General features: G+C 61.1%; 19 protein-coding genes. 6 read left to right on the top strand and 13 right to left on the bottom strand.

Going from position 1 to position 14,514, the window contains the following annotated elements; translation table 11 throughout:
• Window positions 1-155 precede the first annotated feature (155 nt).
• The 4 genes from FHX15_RS12220 to FHX15_RS12205 are packed head-to-tail and all read left to right on the top strand — an operon-like array spanning window position 156 to window position 1,827.
• A complete protein-coding gene (locus tag FHX15_RS12220) occupies window positions 156-503 on the top strand; it encodes a helix-turn-helix transcriptional regulator (protein WP_184397352.1) in 348 nt (115 codons plus the stop codon).
• Window positions 504-542: 39 nt separating this feature from the next.
• On the top strand, window positions 543-1,019 hold the full coding sequence (locus FHX15_RS12215) for an SRPBCC domain-containing protein (protein WP_184397350.1): 477 nt from the start codon (window positions 543-545) through the stop codon (window positions 1,017-1,019).
• 5 nt (window positions 1,020-1,024) lie between these two features.
• Window positions 1,025-1,441 carry a VOC family protein gene (locus FHX15_RS12210; RefSeq protein WP_184397349.1) on the top strand — a complete coding sequence of 139 codons (417 nt, stop codon included), beginning with the start codon at window positions 1,025-1,027 and terminating at the stop codon, window positions 1,439-1,441.
• Entirely contained in the window at window positions 1,438-1,827 is a 390-nt protein-coding gene (locus tag FHX15_RS12205) for a DoxX family protein (RefSeq protein ID WP_184397348.1), read from the top strand. Before FHX15_RS12210 ends, FHX15_RS12205 begins: the two co-directional genes overlap by 4 nt.
• 38 nt (window positions 1,828-1,865) lie before the next feature.
• Here FHX15_RS12205 and FHX15_RS12200 read toward each other — a convergent pair whose 3' ends face one another.
• The 8 genes from FHX15_RS12200 to FHX15_RS12165 all read right to left on the bottom strand — a co-directional run bounded on the left by FHX15_RS12200 (window position 1,866) and on the right by FHX15_RS12165 (window position 9,222).
• Window positions 1,866-2,363: a cytochrome c-type biogenesis protein CcmH gene (locus tag FHX15_RS12200; RefSeq protein ID WP_409527011.1), complete on the bottom strand. Its 498-nt coding sequence runs from the start codon at window positions 2,361-2,363 to the stop codon at window positions 1,866-1,868.
• A 149-nt stretch (window positions 2,364-2,512) separates the two neighbouring features.
• Window positions 2,513-4,510: a heme lyase CcmF/NrfE family subunit gene (locus FHX15_RS12195; RefSeq protein ID WP_184397344.1), complete on the bottom strand. Its 1,998-nt coding sequence runs from the start codon at window positions 4,508-4,510 to the stop codon at window positions 2,513-2,515.
• Window positions 4,507-5,019, bottom strand: coding sequence for a cytochrome c maturation protein CcmE (ccmE, locus tag FHX15_RS12190; protein WP_184397342.1), 513 nt, complete (start codon window positions 5,017-5,019; stop codon window positions 4,507-4,509). Before ccmE ends, FHX15_RS12195 begins: the two co-directional genes overlap by 4 nt.
• A complete protein-coding gene (gene ccmI, locus FHX15_RS12185) occupies window positions 5,016-6,206 on the bottom strand; it encodes a c-type cytochrome biogenesis protein CcmI (protein ID WP_184397340.1) in 1,191 nt (396 codons plus the stop codon). The genes ccmE and ccmI overlap by 4 nt, the downstream gene beginning before the upstream one ends.
• A gap of 99 nt (window positions 6,207-6,305) precedes the next feature.
• Window positions 6,306-6,734 (bottom strand): hypothetical protein, encoded by a 429-nt coding sequence (locus tag FHX15_RS12180; RefSeq protein WP_184397338.1) that lies wholly within the window; start codon window positions 6,732-6,734, stop codon window positions 6,306-6,308.
• Between the two features lie 121 nt (window positions 6,735-6,855).
• A complete protein-coding gene (locus FHX15_RS12175; RefSeq protein WP_184397336.1) occupies window positions 6,856-8,259 on the bottom strand; it encodes a HAMP domain-containing sensor histidine kinase in 1,404 nt (467 codons plus the stop codon).
• A complete protein-coding gene (locus FHX15_RS12170) occupies window positions 8,249-8,920 on the bottom strand; it encodes a response regulator transcription factor (protein ID WP_184397334.1) in 672 nt (223 codons plus the stop codon). The genes FHX15_RS12175 and FHX15_RS12170 overlap by 11 nt, the downstream gene beginning before the upstream one ends.
• A gap of 53 nt (window positions 8,921-8,973) precedes the next feature.
• Window positions 8,974-9,222 carry a hypothetical protein gene (locus tag FHX15_RS12165; protein WP_184397332.1) on the bottom strand — a complete coding sequence of 83 codons (249 nt, stop codon included), beginning with the start codon at window positions 9,220-9,222 and terminating at the stop codon, window positions 8,974-8,976.
• A gap of 271 nt (window positions 9,223-9,493) precedes the next feature.
• Between FHX15_RS12165 and FHX15_RS12160 the strand changes: the two genes are divergently transcribed.
• The gene (locus FHX15_RS12160) at window positions 9,494-10,708 is read left to right on the top strand and encodes an MFS transporter (protein ID WP_184397330.1); all 1,215 of its coding nucleotides are present in this window, start codon (window positions 9,494-9,496) and stop codon (window positions 10,706-10,708) included.
• A 495-nt stretch (window positions 10,709-11,203) separates the two neighbouring features.
• Here FHX15_RS12160 and FHX15_RS12155 read toward each other — a convergent pair whose 3' ends face one another.
• Both FHX15_RS12155 and FHX15_RS30950 read right to left on the bottom strand, forming a co-directional pair.
• On the bottom strand, window positions 11,204-11,515 hold the full coding sequence (locus FHX15_RS12155; protein ID WP_184397328.1) for a Dabb family protein: 312 nt from the start codon (window positions 11,513-11,515) through the stop codon (window positions 11,204-11,206).
• Between the two features lie 101 nt (window positions 11,516-11,616).
• On the bottom strand, window positions 11,617-12,240 hold the full coding sequence (locus FHX15_RS30950) for a hypothetical protein (protein WP_246778944.1): 624 nt from the start codon (window positions 12,238-12,240) through the stop codon (window positions 11,617-11,619).
• A gap of 156 nt (window positions 12,241-12,396) precedes the next feature.
• Here FHX15_RS30950 and FHX15_RS31450 point away from each other — a divergent pair, with 156 nt between their 5' ends.
• Window positions 12,397-12,531: a hypothetical protein gene (locus FHX15_RS31450; protein WP_281413815.1), complete on the top strand. Its 135-nt coding sequence runs from the start codon at window positions 12,397-12,399 to the stop codon at window positions 12,529-12,531.
• Window positions 12,532-12,566: 35 nt separating this feature from the next.
• On the opposite strand, the gene FHX15_RS12145 is transcribed toward FHX15_RS31450, so the two are convergent.
• From FHX15_RS12145 to FHX15_RS12135, 3 genes are all read right to left on the bottom strand, one after another.
• Entirely contained in the window at window positions 12,567-13,187 is a 621-nt protein-coding gene (locus FHX15_RS12145) for a TetR/AcrR family transcriptional regulator (protein ID WP_184397326.1), read from the bottom strand.
• A gap of 41 nt (window positions 13,188-13,228) precedes the next feature.
• Complete coding sequence (locus FHX15_RS12140; protein WP_184397324.1) at window positions 13,229-13,690, bottom strand: nuclear transport factor 2 family protein; 462 nt, start codon at window positions 13,688-13,690, stop codon at window positions 13,229-13,231.
• Between the two features lie 267 nt (window positions 13,691-13,957).
• On the bottom strand, window positions 13,958-14,326 hold the full coding sequence (locus tag FHX15_RS12135) for a DUF983 domain-containing protein (RefSeq protein WP_112970624.1): 369 nt from the start codon (window positions 14,324-14,326) through the stop codon (window positions 13,958-13,960).
• Window positions 14,327-14,514 lie beyond the last annotated feature (188 nt).

The following is a 14,514-nucleotide window of genomic DNA, read 5'->3' as shown; positions in this document are numbered from 1 at the left end:
TGCGAACTGTCCGGCCCATGAAAAATTCGTAATGTCCTGACATTCTTTGGCTGCACGCCGGGGCGAAGCCAATTCGCAGATGCGCATTTAACCGATCGGTTGACAGTAGAAGCTACAACGTGTATTTAACCATAGGGTTATATACGAGGCACATCATGCAGACCGATACTCTCAGCGCCGCTTTCGCAGCCCTTGCAGACCCCACGCGCCGGGCGATCATCGCGCGGCTGGCCGAGGGCGAGGCTTCGGTCAACGAGCTCGCAGCCCCCTTCGACATGAGCCTTCCGGCCGTCTCGAAGCATCTGAAGGTGCTGGAAAAGGCTGGCCTCATCAGCCGGGGCAAGGAGGCCCAATGGCGGCCGGCCAAGCTTGAGCCGATGGCCATGAAGAGCATTGCCGACTGGCTGGAGCAATTCCGGCGCTTCTGGGAATCGAGCTTCGACCGGTTGGACGGCTACCTGCAAAAAATCCAGAGAACGGACGACAGCGACCCTCGCAACTGACCGTCGACCCGCATTTTCAATCACGACAAGGGGAATATCATGGCCGATCAGCTATCGCGCCCCACATTGCATATGCAGCGGATATTCAATGCACCACGTGCTCTCCTATGGGCCGCCTGGACACGGCCGGAGATGGTCGTCGCCTGGCTCGGTCCCGTCGAATGGCCGGCCGTCAGCGTCGTGCAGGATCTGCGCATCGGTGGCACCTACAGGGCATGCCTGAAGAATGCGGAAGATGGCCGCCTGCTGTGGCAGAGCGGCGTCTACAGGGAGATCGAAGAGCCATCGCGCCTCTCCTTCACCTTTCAGTGGGAGAACTCGCATGAGGATGGCGAGCCGGTCGGGACACTGGTGACCGTCGTCTTCGAGGAATTGGCCGACGGCCGCACGCGGATGGATTTCACTCATGCGGACCTGAAATCCGAAGAGAGCCTTTTCGGACACAGATATGGCTGGGAAAGCACCTTCGGCAGACTGGAAAGCTGGATTGCAACGCAGGGACATCAAAGGGAGTGAGGACCATGAAACTCGTAACGAATCTCGTGTTCAAAGGCGAATGCCGTCAGGCCTTCGAATTCTACGCCAAGGTGCTGGGTGGCAAGCTGAACGGCATGTTTACCTTCGCCGAGGCGCCCGGCGACATGCCGATCGATCCGTCTTTCAAGGACAAGATCATGCATGCCTGGCTCGATGTCGGCGACCAGTCCCTGATGGGCTGTGACGCGCCTCCCGGATATCAGGAGGATATGGGAGGCTTCAGCGCCACCTATCACAGCGAGGATGCGGCAGAGACCAGGCGGGTCTTCGACGCGCTCTCGGAAGGCGGCAAGGTGACCATGCCCTTCAACGCGACGTTCTGGTCGCCGGGCTTCGGCATGTTCACCGATCGCTTTGGCACACCCTGGATGGTCAATACGATCCCGGCAGGTCAGCCATGAGCGAAAGGGCCATGATCTGGACCGGTCGCGTGCTGACCGCGCTTTTCGCGCTCTTCATGCTCGGCGCGTCGATCGCGCCCAAACTTCTGGGCCTGCCGGTCGCCGAGGAAACGATGACCCAGCTCGGATGGCCGAACGGCTATGTATTGATGATCGGCCTGATCGAGCTCACCTGTCTCGTGCTCTATCTCATCCCGCAGACGAGCGTCTTCGGGGCGATGCTGATGATGGGGCTGCTCGGTGGAGCCATGGCGACACAGATCCGCGCCGGGAGCCCGCTCTTCAGCCATATCCTGTTCAGCATCTATCTCGGCCTGTTCATGTGGGGCGGATTGTGGCTGCGCGATCCCGCCGTGCGGGCGCTGTTTCCCTATCGGAAGTCTTGAAGATCAGCAATTCCGCGGCCTCTGCGGCGGAATGGCTTTTACTTTTCCAGCAGTTCGTCGAGCTTTGCCTGTTCTTCGGCGGTCAGCTTGCTGCCGGTGGGTTTGCCGGCTCGCCTGCGGGCAAAGGCGATGAGGGAGACGCCGCCTGCGAGGATCAGCAGCACGGGAGCACCCCAGAGCAACAGCGTGCGCAGGCTGAAGCGCGGCTTCAGCAGCACGAATTCGCCGTAGCGCGAGACGATATAGTTCAGCACCTGCTCATCGCTGTCGCCATCGGTGATGCGCTCGCGCACAAGAAGGCGCAGATCCTTGGCGAGATCGGCATTGGAATCGTCGATCGACTGGTTCTGGCAGACCATGCAGCGCAGTTCCGCCGACAGGGTCCGGGCGCGGCCTTCCAGGGCCGGGTCGGAGAGCATCTCGTCCGGGTTGACGGCGAAAGCCGAGAGGGGCGTGAAGAGGACGAACAGGACGACAAGCAAGCGTGAGAGACACCGCGACATTTGCGAGATGCGCCGAGCCTCTCCTCCCCTCATTCCTGTGCTTGTCACAGGAATCCAGCCACGGCGCGTCCGCGCCGTGAATGAATCACTTCCAAAATTGAATGAGTCTCCCGTGCCCAAGGACTTGGGCACGCTGGATTCCTGCGACAAGCACAGGAATGAGGGAGGTTGGGGATGGCGCCTCATTCCGCCGGCTCCATCGCAGGTGCTGCCGGCTTGGCTGGTTTCCCCTTCCTGCTCGGCGCGCCGACACGCAGGCGCCGGTCGGTCAGCGACACGAAGCCGCCTGTCGCCATGACCAGCGCCCCGCCCCAGATGCAGAGAATGAACGGCTTCCACCAGATGCGCACGACGATGCCGCCATCCTTCGTGGCATCACCGAGCGAGACATAGAGCTGACTGAGCCCGAAGGTCAGGATGCCGGCCTCCGTCGTCGGCATCTGCCTTGCGCTATAGAGCCGCTTGGCCGACCAGACATCGGCGACCTCGGCACCGGCCCGGCGGATCGAGAAGTGGCCGCGCTCCTCGGTATAGTTCGGGCCGGTCGCCGGCTGCATGCCGTCGAAGACGATGCTGTAGCCGCCGGCCTCCGTCGACTGGCCCTGCTTCATCTCGACCACGTGCTCGGTCTCAAAGGTCGTGACCGCCACGATACCCAGCACGGTGATGCCAAGCCCGGCATGGGCCAATGCCGTGCCGAAGGCCGAGCGTGGCAGACCGGTCAAGCGTCGCCAGGCGATATCCGCCTTCACCTTGCCGATACCGGCGCGATACCAGAGATCGGCAACAGCGCCCAGGATCAGGAACAGGCCGGCAGCAAGGCCAAGCACGGCCATGACCGGCCCGCCATGTTCGATATAGAAGAAGACCAGCGCTGCGACGAAAGCGAGACCGGCGACGACGTAGAGCCGCTGAAGGGCGCCGAGCAGGTCGCCGCGCTTCCAGGAAAGCAGCGGTCCGAAGGGCACGATGACCAGAAGCGGCGCCATCAGCAGGCCGAAGGTCAGGTTGAAGAAGGGCGGGCCGACCGAAATCTTGTCGCCGGTCAGCGTCTCCAGGACCAGCGGATAGAGCGTGCCGGTCAGGACCGTGCCGCAAGCAACCGTCAGGATCAGGTTGTTGACGACGAGCGCCCCCTCGCGCGAGATCGGCGCAAACAGCCCACCGGCCGACAGGAGGGGCGCGCGGAAGGCAAAGACCGACAGCGCCCCGCCGATGAAGATCAGGAGGATGCAAAGGATGAAGACGCCGCGGCTCGGGTCGCTGGCGAAAGCATGGACGGAAGTCAGCACGCCGGAGCGCACCAGGAAGGTGCCCATCAGCGACAGCGAGAAGGTGAGGATGGCAAGAAGCACCGTCCAGATCTTCAAGGCCTCGCGCTTTTCCATGACGAGCGCCGAGTGCAGAAGTGCGGTGCCGGCAAGCCACGGCATGAAGGAGGCGTTTTCCACCGGATCCCAGAACCACCAGCCGCCCCAGCCGAGCTCGTAATAGGCCCAATAGGAGCCCATGGCGATGCCAAGCGTCAGGAAGGTCCAGGCAGCCAGCGTCCAGGGCCGCACCCAGCGCGCCCAGGCGGCATCGATGCGGCCATCAAGGAGGGCGGCGACGGCAAAGGAGAAGCAGACCGAGAAGCCGACATAACCGAGATAGAGGAGCGGCGGATGGATGGCGAGGCCCACATCCTGCAGCACCGGGTTCAGGTCCTTGCCCTCGGCCGGGGCCGGATCGAGGCGGGCGAACGGATTGGAGGTCAGCAGGATGAAGAGGATGAAGGCGACCGAGATCCAGGCCTGCACCGAGAGAACATTAGCCCTCAGCCTATCGGGCAGATTGCGGCCGAAGAGCGCCACCAGCGCACTGAACAGCGACAGGATCAGGAGCCAGAGCATCATCGATCCCTCATGATTGCCCCAGACGCCGGAATATTTATAGATCAGCGGCACCAGCGAATGCGAGTTCTCCCAGACGTTGCGGACCGAGAAGTCGGAGACGACGTGCGCATAGGTGAGCACGCCGAATGAGAAGGCGACGAGGGCAAAGAGCAGGATGGAGCCCAAGGGCGCCACATCCATCATCGCCTGATCGCCGCGCCTTGCGCCGATGACGGGCACGAGCGACAAGACGATCGCGGTAGCGAGCGCCAGAACCAGCGCATAGTGGCCGATCTCGATGATCATCGTGTCGCTTTTACCTCTTGCCCCTGGGCTTCCTGGCCTTTTGCTGCCTGACCTTGCTGTGCGGCTCCCTTGCCCTCCTGCCACAGGCCCTCGGCCTTCAACTTGTCGGCTACTTCCTTCGGCATATAGGTCTCGTCATGCTTGGCAAGGACGGTATCGGCGGTAAAGACGTTGCTGCCGGTCTCGAACGTTCCCTCAGTCACCACCCCCTGCCCCTCGCGAAACAGGTCCGGCAAGATGCCCTGGTAGCGGACATTGACGATCTCACCGCTCGGATCGGTGACGGCAAAGCGCACTACCGAACCCTCGCCGCGCATGACGCTGCCTGCTCCGACCAGCCCCCCGAGGCGGATGCGGGTGCCGGGCGCCACCGGATTGTTGGCAAGATCGCCCGGCATGTAGAAATAGGCGACCGACTGGCTGAAGGCGAACATGACGAGCAGCACGGCAGCGGCAATGAAGCTCATGCCGCCGGCAATCACCGCCAGACGTTTCTGCTTGCGCGTCATTTACTCTTTCCTTCCGTCGCTACCGATCCTTCGGTGGCGCCTGATTCTTCAGTGGCAATGCCGAGTTCTCTCGCCAGCGCCAGAAGCTGCCTGCCCTGATCGCCCGAAGCCGGGAAGGCAGCAATTCCGCGCTTCACGGCAGTTGCGGCGCGATCCTTGTCGTCTAAAACGGCGTAGGAGCGGATAAGACGCATCCAGCCCTCGAAATTGTTGGGATCGGCAGACAGTTTGGCATCCAGGCCCTCCACCATGCTACGGATCATCTGCTGGCGATCGCCGGTGCTCATAGTATCAGCCGCCGCCACATCCTGCTCCGTCGGCCCGCCCAGAGCGGGCGGCTGTGCGGCAGGTTGAGCAGGAGGCGTAACCGCCATGCCCCCGTTCCTGGCGATATGCTCGTTGACCAGCGGCAGCCACGGCGCATCGGCGGGTGACTGCTTCGCCAGCGCCTCGAAGGCCTCCCGCGCCTCATCCGGCTTGCCCGCCTGTTCCAGGCTCAAGGCAATATAGAAACGTGCACGCGGGTTGTTCGGCTCGAGCGTCAGCGACTGTTCCAGCGCCCTGCGCGCATCATCCGTCACCACACCTTCGGAGATTGCCATCAGCGTTTCGGCAAGACCGTCGAGACGGGCGGGGCTCGGCCCCAGCAGGCGAATGGCGTTGCGATAAGCGGTCTCGGCATCGGAGAGCCGCATGGTGCCGAAATAAATCGGCGCCAGCACATCCCAGCCCTTTCCGTCATCGGGGTTCTGCGCCAGATGACGCTCCGCCTTGGCGACGAGCACGGCCATGTCATTGCCGGGATTGGCAAGCCGCGCCTCTAGCGGCTGCGACGGCAGGTCGGGCCTGCCGGTATTGATATAAAGACAGAGCCCGATGACCGGCAGGAGCAGAACGATAAAGGCTTCGGTCAGGTGATGATGCCGTGCAGACCCCCGCTTTTCTGCCGGGGCAGCACCGGAAACCGCGATCAGGCGCCGGCCAATCTCGGCTCGGGCGTAATCGGCCTCGTCGGCGCTGATCAAGCCACCTGAGAGATCCCGGTCGAGCTCACGCAATTGATCGCGATAGACGGCGGCCTCTCCGGCACGCGTATCCTCGACCGCCTTTCCCCCATGCAAAAGGGGGTAAAGCAGAATGGCGGCGACGGCCGCCGTCAGAAAGGCCACGAGAATCCAGAACAGCATATCGGCCCAATTACTTGAAGCGCGCCTTCATTCCAACTGACAATGCCTCGTTGACGAAGATTTGAGGCTTTTGGCCGCAAGGATAACGGGCAAGAATGCTCAGCCGAGCGGCGACCAGGTACCGTCTTCGTTGCGGCAGGCCGCACCGCGCGCCAGCGTGTCCTTGCCATCGGCAGTCACTGTGTGAGTGTACTGGCGGCAGTTCTGCGAGCCGACCTGATACGGTGCGGCTGCCACGACGCTGCCCTTCGCATCACGGCCGGTCCAGGTGACCGGCTGTCCGACGGCAGCACCTTCGAGCGCACGATATTCGGCTTCCAGCGCCCGCTGCTTGTCGCTGTCACTAAGCTCCACGCCGGTGCGGGCGACGATACCGCCCTGCAATGCCGCGATGAACGCGGCCGAAGCCGGGGGCTTACCGCCGCCAAAAAGACCGCGCGTAGCGGCGCCCTTCGTCGTCGTGCAGCCAGAGAGCGCAACGGCGACGGCCAGCGAAGAAAGGATCATGCCTTGCCAACGTAAAGTCATTGCAATCGAACCACGATCAGGGGTGTCAAAATCAGCCGATCGAAGTGCAGAGTCCCCGTGTCAGCATTAAGGCAAAGCATGCTATACATTTGCCAGTATCTTTGTGACATCAAGCAGTTGCTCATGCAACATCCTTTGTCACACCCGGCAGAATAAGCTTGGCTTTCAACCCGCCCCACTCCCCGCGAAAGAGCTCCAGCCGGCCCTGATATTCGTTGGAAATCTCGGTGACGATGGAAAGGCCGAGACCGGTTCCGGGCTTGCTCTCATCCAGTCTTCGGCCGCGCTTTAGAGCCTCGCGGATCTGGTCAGGCTCCAGACCCGGACCGTCGTCCTCGACGGAAAGCTCCACCCAGTGCTTTCTGGCGCTGGCTTCTATTCCCTTCACGTCCTCGCCGGCTTCGACGGCCGAGAGACGCACCTTGCTCTTGGCGAAACGCGCGGCGTTTTCCAGGAGATTGCCGACAGTTTCCTCCAGATCCTGCTGCTCCATGGCGACGGCCAGATGCGGCGGCTGGACGATCAGTTCGAATTCGGTTTCGACGTTCAGGCGGCGCATGACCCGCACCAGCCGCTCCAGCGCCGGTTCGGCCTCGGTGCGCGCCAAGACGGATTCGCGCTGGGCGGCGATGCGGGCGCGGTTGAGATAGGACTGCACCTGGCCCTGCATGGCCTCGGCCTGGTTGCGCACGAGATCGCCATGCGAGCGCTCAAGCACCCGGGCTTCATTAAGCAGCACGGCGATCGGCGTCTTCAGCGAATGGGCGAGATTGCCGACCTGCATGCGCGCCCGCTCGACGATGCGGCGGTTGCTGTCGATCAGCGCATTGACCTCATTGGCAAGCGGCAGAATCTCGCGCGGGAAATCGCCCTTCAGCTGCTCGCTTTCGCCGGCGCGGATGCGCTCCAGGGCGGCCCGCGCCTTGTCCAGCGGCTTGAGGCCATAGAGAATGGCGAGCGCATTGACGATGAGACTGCCCACACCGAAGCCGGCAAGCGCCAGATAGAGGCGGTGAGAGAAATTGCGGACATCATCTTCCACGACATCGACATTGCCGGTCACGCGGAAGCGGGCCGCACGGCCGTCAGTGTCGAGCACCACTTCGGTTTCTGCCACCTGCACGCGGTTCCCGGCTGCGTCCGTTACCTGATAATAGCGCTCGTAATTCTTATCGAACGGCGCTTCGACGACCGACAGCACGGGGATGGTTGCCGAGCCCAGTGAAGGCGAGACGAGCGGCGCAGTCGTATAGGTGCCGAGGGGTTCCACCACCCAATACCAGCCGGTCTTCGGCTGGGCGAAGCGCAGGTCACCGAGCTGCGGACTGCCCGAAAGAGCGCCCTGATCGCCGATCGTCACGGAATTGATGACGTTGTAGAGCTGCGCACGCAGCAGATCCTGAAAGCCGCGCTCCGCGCTACGTCTATAGAGCGTCGAGATCAACAGGCCGATCACCACCAGCGCCACCGTCGACCAGACCGTGGTCAGAAGCAGGACGCGTGCGGTGAGTGACTTAATTCGCATTGGTCGGCGCTTGGATGCGGTAACCAAGACCGCGCACCGTTTCGATCAGATCGACGCCCATCTTCTTGCGCAGGCGTCCGACGAAAACCTCGATCGTGTTGGAATCGCGGTCGAAATCCTGATCGTACATATGCTCGACCAGTTCCGTGCGGGAGACCACCTCGCCCATGTGATGCATGAGATAGGCAAGCAGCCGGTATTCATGCGAGGTGAGCTTCAATGTCACGCCGTTGACGATCGCCTTCGAAGTCTTGGTGTCGAGCCGCACCGGGCCACAGATGATTTCCGAGGAGGCATGGCCTGCCGCACGGCGGATCAGTGCGCGGATGCGGGCAAGCACCTCCTCGACATGGAAAGGCTTGGTCACATAGTCGTCGGCGCCGGCATCGATGCCGGCGACCTTGTCGCTCCAGCGGTCACGGGCAGTCAGGATCAGGACCGGCATGGTGCGGCCGGCGCCGCGCCACTTTTCGAGCACGGTCACGCCGTCCATCTCAGGCAGGCCGATATCGAGGATGATCGCGTCATAGGGCTCGGTATCACCGAGGAAATGCCCTTCCTCGCCATCGAAAGCCTGATCGACGACATAACCCGCCTCTTTGAGCGTGTCGCTGAGCTGCCGGTTCAGATTGACGTCGTCTTCCACTACCAGAATGCGCATCGCTTCGCCTTCTTCCGCTGCAAATCACTGGAACCTTGATAAGCCGATTCCGCCTACATCGGAACCTTTACCGTCACTTTGCGCGGACGCTGGCCGTTACCCTGGACGAGAACGGTTATGATGCAACTATTGCCCACCGGCTGCACGGAAAGAAGCTGGCCGCCCGTCTCCTCCACGACCTGCTGGGCCGCGGCGCTGCAATCGCCCGACACGCGCAGGACAAGCGTGTGCGTATCGTCCGGCGAGGGCGCCGAAACCGCCAGGCCGGCGGCCAGTGCTGCGACGCTCAGAAGAGAGGCCATGTCCGTGCTTTCAATGTAATACCAACTTGTTCCGAATATGTACTCAAGCGACCTGAATGGCAAATGAATGCACGGTAACGCAGGTTTTTTAGAACAATTCTCGACTATAGCGCGAAATATGCGTGATTCCTGAATGATGGGCGCATGTCCTTCAGCCGCAACCGAAATCTCGGTGCCAGTCAAATTCGCATGACATCCGTCGATCAAACCTTTCGCCGTCTGGTTGAAACTGCTATCGCTTTACAGCCATTCTTCATTTCATTTCAGAATCATGCAAACATCATTTTCTCTCCGTACGGCGCAGACAGTTGGCGTGCTGGCAGTCACCCAGCTGATCGGCTGGGGCACGACCTTCGACATGCTCGGCGTCATGGGCCGTGTCATTGCGCCTTCACTTGGGCTTCCCAACGAAGCGATTTTTGCCGGACTGACCATCATGATGGTGATCAGCGCCTTTGCCGGCCCGTTGACCGGGCGCTGGCTCGGCCGCTACGGCGCGGCGAAAGTGCTGGCCGCCTCCTCGATCACCTTCGCGATCGGCCTGGTGCTGCTTGCCGCCACGACAAATATCGTTGCCTATGCCATCGCCTGGGTCGTGATCGGATTTGGCGGCGCGCTCGGCCTTTCCGCGCCGTGCTATACCGCGGTCGTGGAGCGCGAAGGGGTAAACGGCAAACGGGTCATCTCCATCCTCATGCTGTTTACCGGTCTGTCGGCGACCATCTTCTGGCCGATCCTGACGCTGCTCAACGAGACTTTCGGCTGGCGCATCACTTTTCTCGTCTCCGCCGGCCTGCAATTCTTCGTCTGCCTGCCGCTGCATCTCTTCGGCCTGCCGAAGCCGGTCGCCAGCCATATGCAGGGGGCAGCGGCCGAAACAGCGCCGGTGGCGCTTTCGCCGGCCGACCGCCGCAAGGCCTTTCTGCTGATTGCCGTCTGCACCACGCTCACCACCTTCATCACCTTCGGCGTTTCGCCATCGCTGCTCGAAATCTTCCGTCAGACCGGCGCATCGCCAGCCCTCGCCCTACAGCTCGGTTCGGCCCGCGGCGTGATCGGCATTTCGGCGCGCGCGCTCGACATGCTGCTCGGCAAGCGCGGCAATCCGATCCTGACATCGGTCACGGGCCTCAGCCTGATGCTCTTCAGCTTTCTGATGCTATTTCTCGTTTCGCCGTCGACGCCGCTGCTCGTTACCTTCGTGCTGCTTTACGGTTTCGGTTCCGGCGTTCTTGCGGTTGCCCGCGCGCTGCTGCCGCTCGCCCTCTTCTCGGCCAGGGAATACGGGCTGCAGGCCGCGCGCCTGTCGATGCCGCAGAACCTTGCCAACGCCATCGCACCCGTCATCTTCACCGCCATCCTCGACCGGATCGGCGCCGGCCCGACGATCGTTACCGGCGCAGTCCTTGCGGCCATCGCCCTGGTTTTCGTGCTGGTGCTGATGGCCCTGGTGCTCCGCGCCAAGCCGAGCGAGCAGCCGGCCTGACCGGCAACGGGTAAAGTGCCCCGCCGGCCGGAGGCCGAAAATCCACTCTGCCATCAGCCGCCAAAAGCCGCTCATGCTGCGTCGAGAGCGGCCGATCCGCTAGGTTTTTGAATCATTTACAGCTTTCCCCTCAAGAGGCGCTTCCGGTCCTTCACAGATCGATTCATCCGCAGCCGACATCGATTCCGGATTCCCTCTATCTATTTGAATCTGAATAAGAATTTTCAAAATGAGCCCATTAAAGCCATGTTTTTCGAGCTAAGTCGTTGATTCTGAATAAGTGATCCACTTACCCCCCAACTTACGCGTAAAGAATTTCAGAATCGGAGGCCGCGTTTGCTGAACGAAATTATTATAGAAAAGATCGATGTTTGGTGCGTCACTTATTCAGAATCAATGACTTACGCCGAAAGCACGGCAAAATGAACCGCCGCCGCAGAATACTTATTCATTTTCAATGTATTAGATAATTTCCGGGCGGCCCGACCGTTGCCGTCAATTCTGCAGGGGCCGGGTGACTGCCTTGCCGCTGTCGAAATCGGCCGCAATCCTGGTATCGCGGAGCGGCTTTACGGTGCGTGTGGAGCGATCATAGTCGGGATGCGCTTTATAGGCGGCGAGCGCTTCCTCGCTCTCGAATTCGCCGTAGACGACGAAATCGATCGCGTTGCCCCACTGGTCCGTCTTGACGTTTTCGCCGATCTCCAGCTTCAGAGCATGCGGAATGCCTGTCAGGATGGAAAGCCCCTTGCGCACCGCCTCGCGGTTTTCCTCCGGCACGGTGAAGAAGACAATATGGCGGATCACGCGCGGCACTCCTGTGGCAGTTCTCTGGGCTTGAATTCTCTGGGCCTGGGCCGGGCGATAACACGCGCCGCGTGGCCCTTCAACCGGGCCACAATGCCGCGTCAGGCCCTGGGGCGGATCGCTGCGAGGAAGGTTCGGCCATATTCGGCAAGCTTTTCCGCCCTGTCGGTGCCGTTGACGATGCGGCGCGCGTTCACCCAGTCCTCCTTCTCGTCATTGAGATGGTCGCAGAGCCGGTGGCTGGTGAAGCTGCCACGCAGCATGCCCTCGATCAGGATCGTTACGGCGGGCGCCATTTCCATGGCACGCTCGGGCTGAGCAACGAGATCGATACCGGTTATCTCGCTCATTGCCTCATAATTGCGCCTGTGGGTGAGTTGCACCAGCCCGCGGCCAAGCCAGCATTTGCCGTCCTCATCCGCACGCCAGTAAGGCGACTTCACCCAGGAGAGCCGGCCGGTCGCAAAGGCGGTCTCGAGTATCTCGACGGCGCGGGAATCGCTTGTCGCCAATGTCTCGCGCACAGGCTGCATCGTGTAGGCCGTCTCATGAAAGGCGGTGGCCAATATATAGGCCAGCCATCGCCGATCTGCGGTAGCCAAGTTCGCGTCCCAGTAGTCGATGATAGCATTCATGCCTTCGACCTGGCCCGGCGAGAGGCTGCCCTTGAACAGCGAAAGCTGCACGGTATCGAAGAAGAATTGCCGGTCGAAGGCGACGGTCATTATACGCTTCTCGCAGGCCTGTTGTGGTTAACGTCCGCTTAATCGATTGAAATTAATTTAATCGTTTCAAGTGTGACGCCGGTTTATTTACACGCAGTTTTTATTGTGCGATGCATCAATCGTAAGCACATCCTTGCTGAGGAAAAGAGGTATAAGATGCAAACCAGCACAGAAACTCCGACCAAGATCCCCCAGCACATCGTCGACCAAATGGAAAACGAGTGGCGCCAGGTGCGCACGCAGCGCGAGCATCCGCGCCCGGTCCGCCTGCCCTCTCAGAACGACGCCTAAACACAATCGTGACGGGTGAGGCCGTCTTTGATCCCTCACCCGTAGTCCGATCTGCCGTATCGTCGCTTCTGCCGAGCCAGCGGCCATTGCCTATCCCCACGTTTCATTGCAGCCAGCCTTCCGGCCAGCCGGCTGATCGTTCTGGCAAATATATCCCTGTCTTCCAGCGCCCGCGAGAGCACCAGCGCGCCTTGAATGCCGGACACTGCCTCTTCGGCGGCGGCAAGCGCGGCGTCGTCATCGCAGCCGGCGCGGATCAGCGCCCGGCGCAGCGCTTCGATCCAGCGGGCAAAATAGTCCCGGATGGCAGAGGAAAAACGCTCTCGCGTTTCGTCCAGCGCAAAGGCGCCGACGAGGCAGATGCGGCTGCCGGAACGGAAATAATCCATTACGTTCGCCCACATTGCATCGATCGCCGCGCTCGCGTCATCGCGGCGCAGAGGTTCATAGATGGCGCGTTCGAACCAGCCGTCGACATCGGCAAGAACGGCGGCCGCCATCTCCTCCTTGCCCCCGGGGAAGAAGTGATAAAGGCTGCCCTTGCCAAGGCCGGTACGCTCGGTGATGCGGCTGAGCGTCGTGCCCTCGTAACCGAGCTCGCGGAAGACCTCGGCAAGCAGCGGCACGACATCGGCACGTTCATAAACGGTCTTCACACTTCACCTTTGGATCACTTCCGGGCCACTTTGGGGCCGCCTCAAAGACCGAGGTCGGAAAGGCCCGGATGGTCATCTGGCCGCCGGCCGAGCGGCCAGTGGAACTTGCGATCCGATTCCTTGATCGGCAGGTCGTTGATGCAGGCGAAACGGCGCTGCATCAAGCCTTCCGCATCAAATTCCCAATTCTCATTGCCATAGGAGCGGAACCAATTGCCGCTGTCGTCATGCCACTCATAGGCAAAACGCACGGCGATACGGTTATCAGTGAAAGCCCAGAGCTCCTTGATCAGCCGGTAGTCCAGCTCCTTTGCCCATTTGCGGGTGAGGAAAGCGACGATCTCGGCGCGGCCGGTGGCGAATTCGGCGCGGTTCCGCCACTGGCTATCAGGCGTATAGGCGAGCGAAACGCGCTGCGGATCGCGGCTGTTCCAGCCATCCTCGGCAAGGCGAACCTTCTGGGTTGCGGTTTCCTGGGTGAAGGGGGGAAGTGGTGCGGGCATCTTGGTCTCCTTGCTCGACTGTACCTTTCGTTAATCATTGTACTGATCGGTACAAAAGCGCAAGAGGTTCCCATAGATGCCATCTGCGACATTTTGGCTAGAATTCGGGCGCATACCAAGCGCGTCTTTCGCGGATGTTTGTCAGGGCTTGCCAGCGTCGATGCGATGGTTCGCATATGCGCGGCAAAGAGGCCGATCGAGGAGCTCGAACGGCCTTTGCATTCCCAACCACGCGCTCTTTGCGCGTGACGCCTCGCATTGGGGGCGTCAGGCGAGCTTGCCCTCTTCCGCCTTATAGAAATACTGGCTTGCGACTAGCCATCCCTTCAGCGGTCTCAATGGCGGAATACAGGTGGCGAACATGAAGGGACCGGTCACCAGAAGCTGGACCCAGAGCGGCGCGGAGAAGGCGACTTCCAGCCACACGCCCAGCAGCACGCTCGGCACGCAGGCGAAGCAGATCACGAAGAAGGCGGGGCCATCAGCCGGATCGGCGAAGGAATAGTCCAGCCCGCAGACTTCGCATTCCTTCTGCAGCGTAAGGAAACCCTTGAACATATGTCCCTGTCCGCAGCGCGGGCAGCGGCCCCGGATGCCGGTCTGCATCGGAGGGAGAGGAGGATATTCGGCGTCCATGACGATCTCGCTTTCAGCGGTTCTAGGCATCGGCAAAATACATTCAATGCCTGATAATGTATGCATACAATATAATTACATTGAAAGCAAATTGCGAGTCTATTCGTCAGAATGACGCAGGGATTTTGTGGGTCGGGTTTATGAGGCGTGAGGAAGGCAAGATTTTGCGCCGGAGAAAAAGACCCCTC

The sequence above is a fragment of the Rhizobium sp. BK650 genome, assembly GCF_014195325.1.
GTDB lineage: Bacteria > Pseudomonadota > Alphaproteobacteria > Rhizobiales > Rhizobiaceae > Rhizobium.
This window is presented reverse-complemented; position numbering and strand designations above follow the sequence as displayed.

Bases quoted from the DNA above. Each gene is read 5' to 3' on its own strand.
- FHX15_RS12220 (WP_184397352.1), top strand. From the start codon at position 156: ATGCAGACCGATACTCTCAGCGCCGCTTTCGCAGCCCTTGCAGACCCC.
- FHX15_RS12215 (WP_184397350.1), top strand. From the start codon at position 543: ATGGCCGATCAGCTATCGCGCCCCACATTGCATATGCAGCGGATATTC.
- FHX15_RS12210 (WP_184397349.1), top strand. From the start codon at position 1,025: ATGAAACTCGTAACGAATCTCGTGTTCAAAGGCGAATGCCGTCAGGCC.
- FHX15_RS12205 (WP_184397348.1), top strand. From the start codon at position 1,438: ATGAGCGAAAGGGCCATGATCTGGACCGGTCGCGTGCTGACCGCGCTT.
- FHX15_RS12200 (WP_409527011.1), bottom strand. From the start codon at position 2,363: ATGAGGGGAGGAGAGGCTCGGCGCATCTCGCAAATGTCGCGGTGTCTC.
- FHX15_RS12195 (WP_184397344.1), bottom strand. From the start codon at position 4,510: ATGATCATCGAGATCGGCCACTATGCGCTGGTTCTGGCGCTCGCTACC.
- ccmE (WP_184397342.1), bottom strand. From the start codon at position 5,019: ATGACGCGCAAGCAGAAACGTCTGGCGGTGATTGCCGGCGGCATGAGC.
- ccmI (WP_184397340.1), bottom strand. From the start codon at position 6,206: ATGCTGTTCTGGATTCTCGTGGCCTTTCTGACGGCGGCCGTCGCCGCC.
- FHX15_RS12180 (WP_184397338.1), bottom strand. From the start codon at position 6,734: ATGACTTTACGTTGGCAAGGCATGATCCTTTCTTCGCTGGCCGTCGCC.
- FHX15_RS12175 (WP_184397336.1), bottom strand. From the start codon at position 8,259: ATGCGAATTAAGTCACTCACCGCACGCGTCCTGCTTCTGACCACGGTC.
- FHX15_RS12170 (WP_184397334.1), bottom strand. From the start codon at position 8,920: ATGCGCATTCTGGTAGTGGAAGACGACGTCAATCTGAACCGGCAGCTC.
- FHX15_RS12165 (WP_184397332.1), bottom strand. From the start codon at position 9,222: ATGGCCTCTCTTCTGAGCGTCGCAGCACTGGCCGCCGGCCTGGCGGTT.
- FHX15_RS12160 (WP_184397330.1), top strand. From the start codon at position 9,494: ATGCAAACATCATTTTCTCTCCGTACGGCGCAGACAGTTGGCGTGCTG.
- FHX15_RS30950 (WP_246778944.1), bottom strand. From the start codon at position 12,240: ATGACCGTCGCCTTCGACCGGCAATTCTTCTTCGATACCGTGCAGCTT.
- FHX15_RS31450 (WP_281413815.1), top strand. From the start codon at position 12,397: ATGCAAACCAGCACAGAAACTCCGACCAAGATCCCCCAGCACATCGTC.
- FHX15_RS12140 (WP_184397324.1), bottom strand. From the start codon at position 13,690: ATGCCCGCACCACTTCCCCCCTTCACCCAGGAAACCGCAACCCAGAAG.
- FHX15_RS12135 (WP_112970624.1), bottom strand. From the start codon at position 14,326: ATGGACGCCGAATATCCTCCTCTCCCTCCGATGCAGACCGGCATCCGG.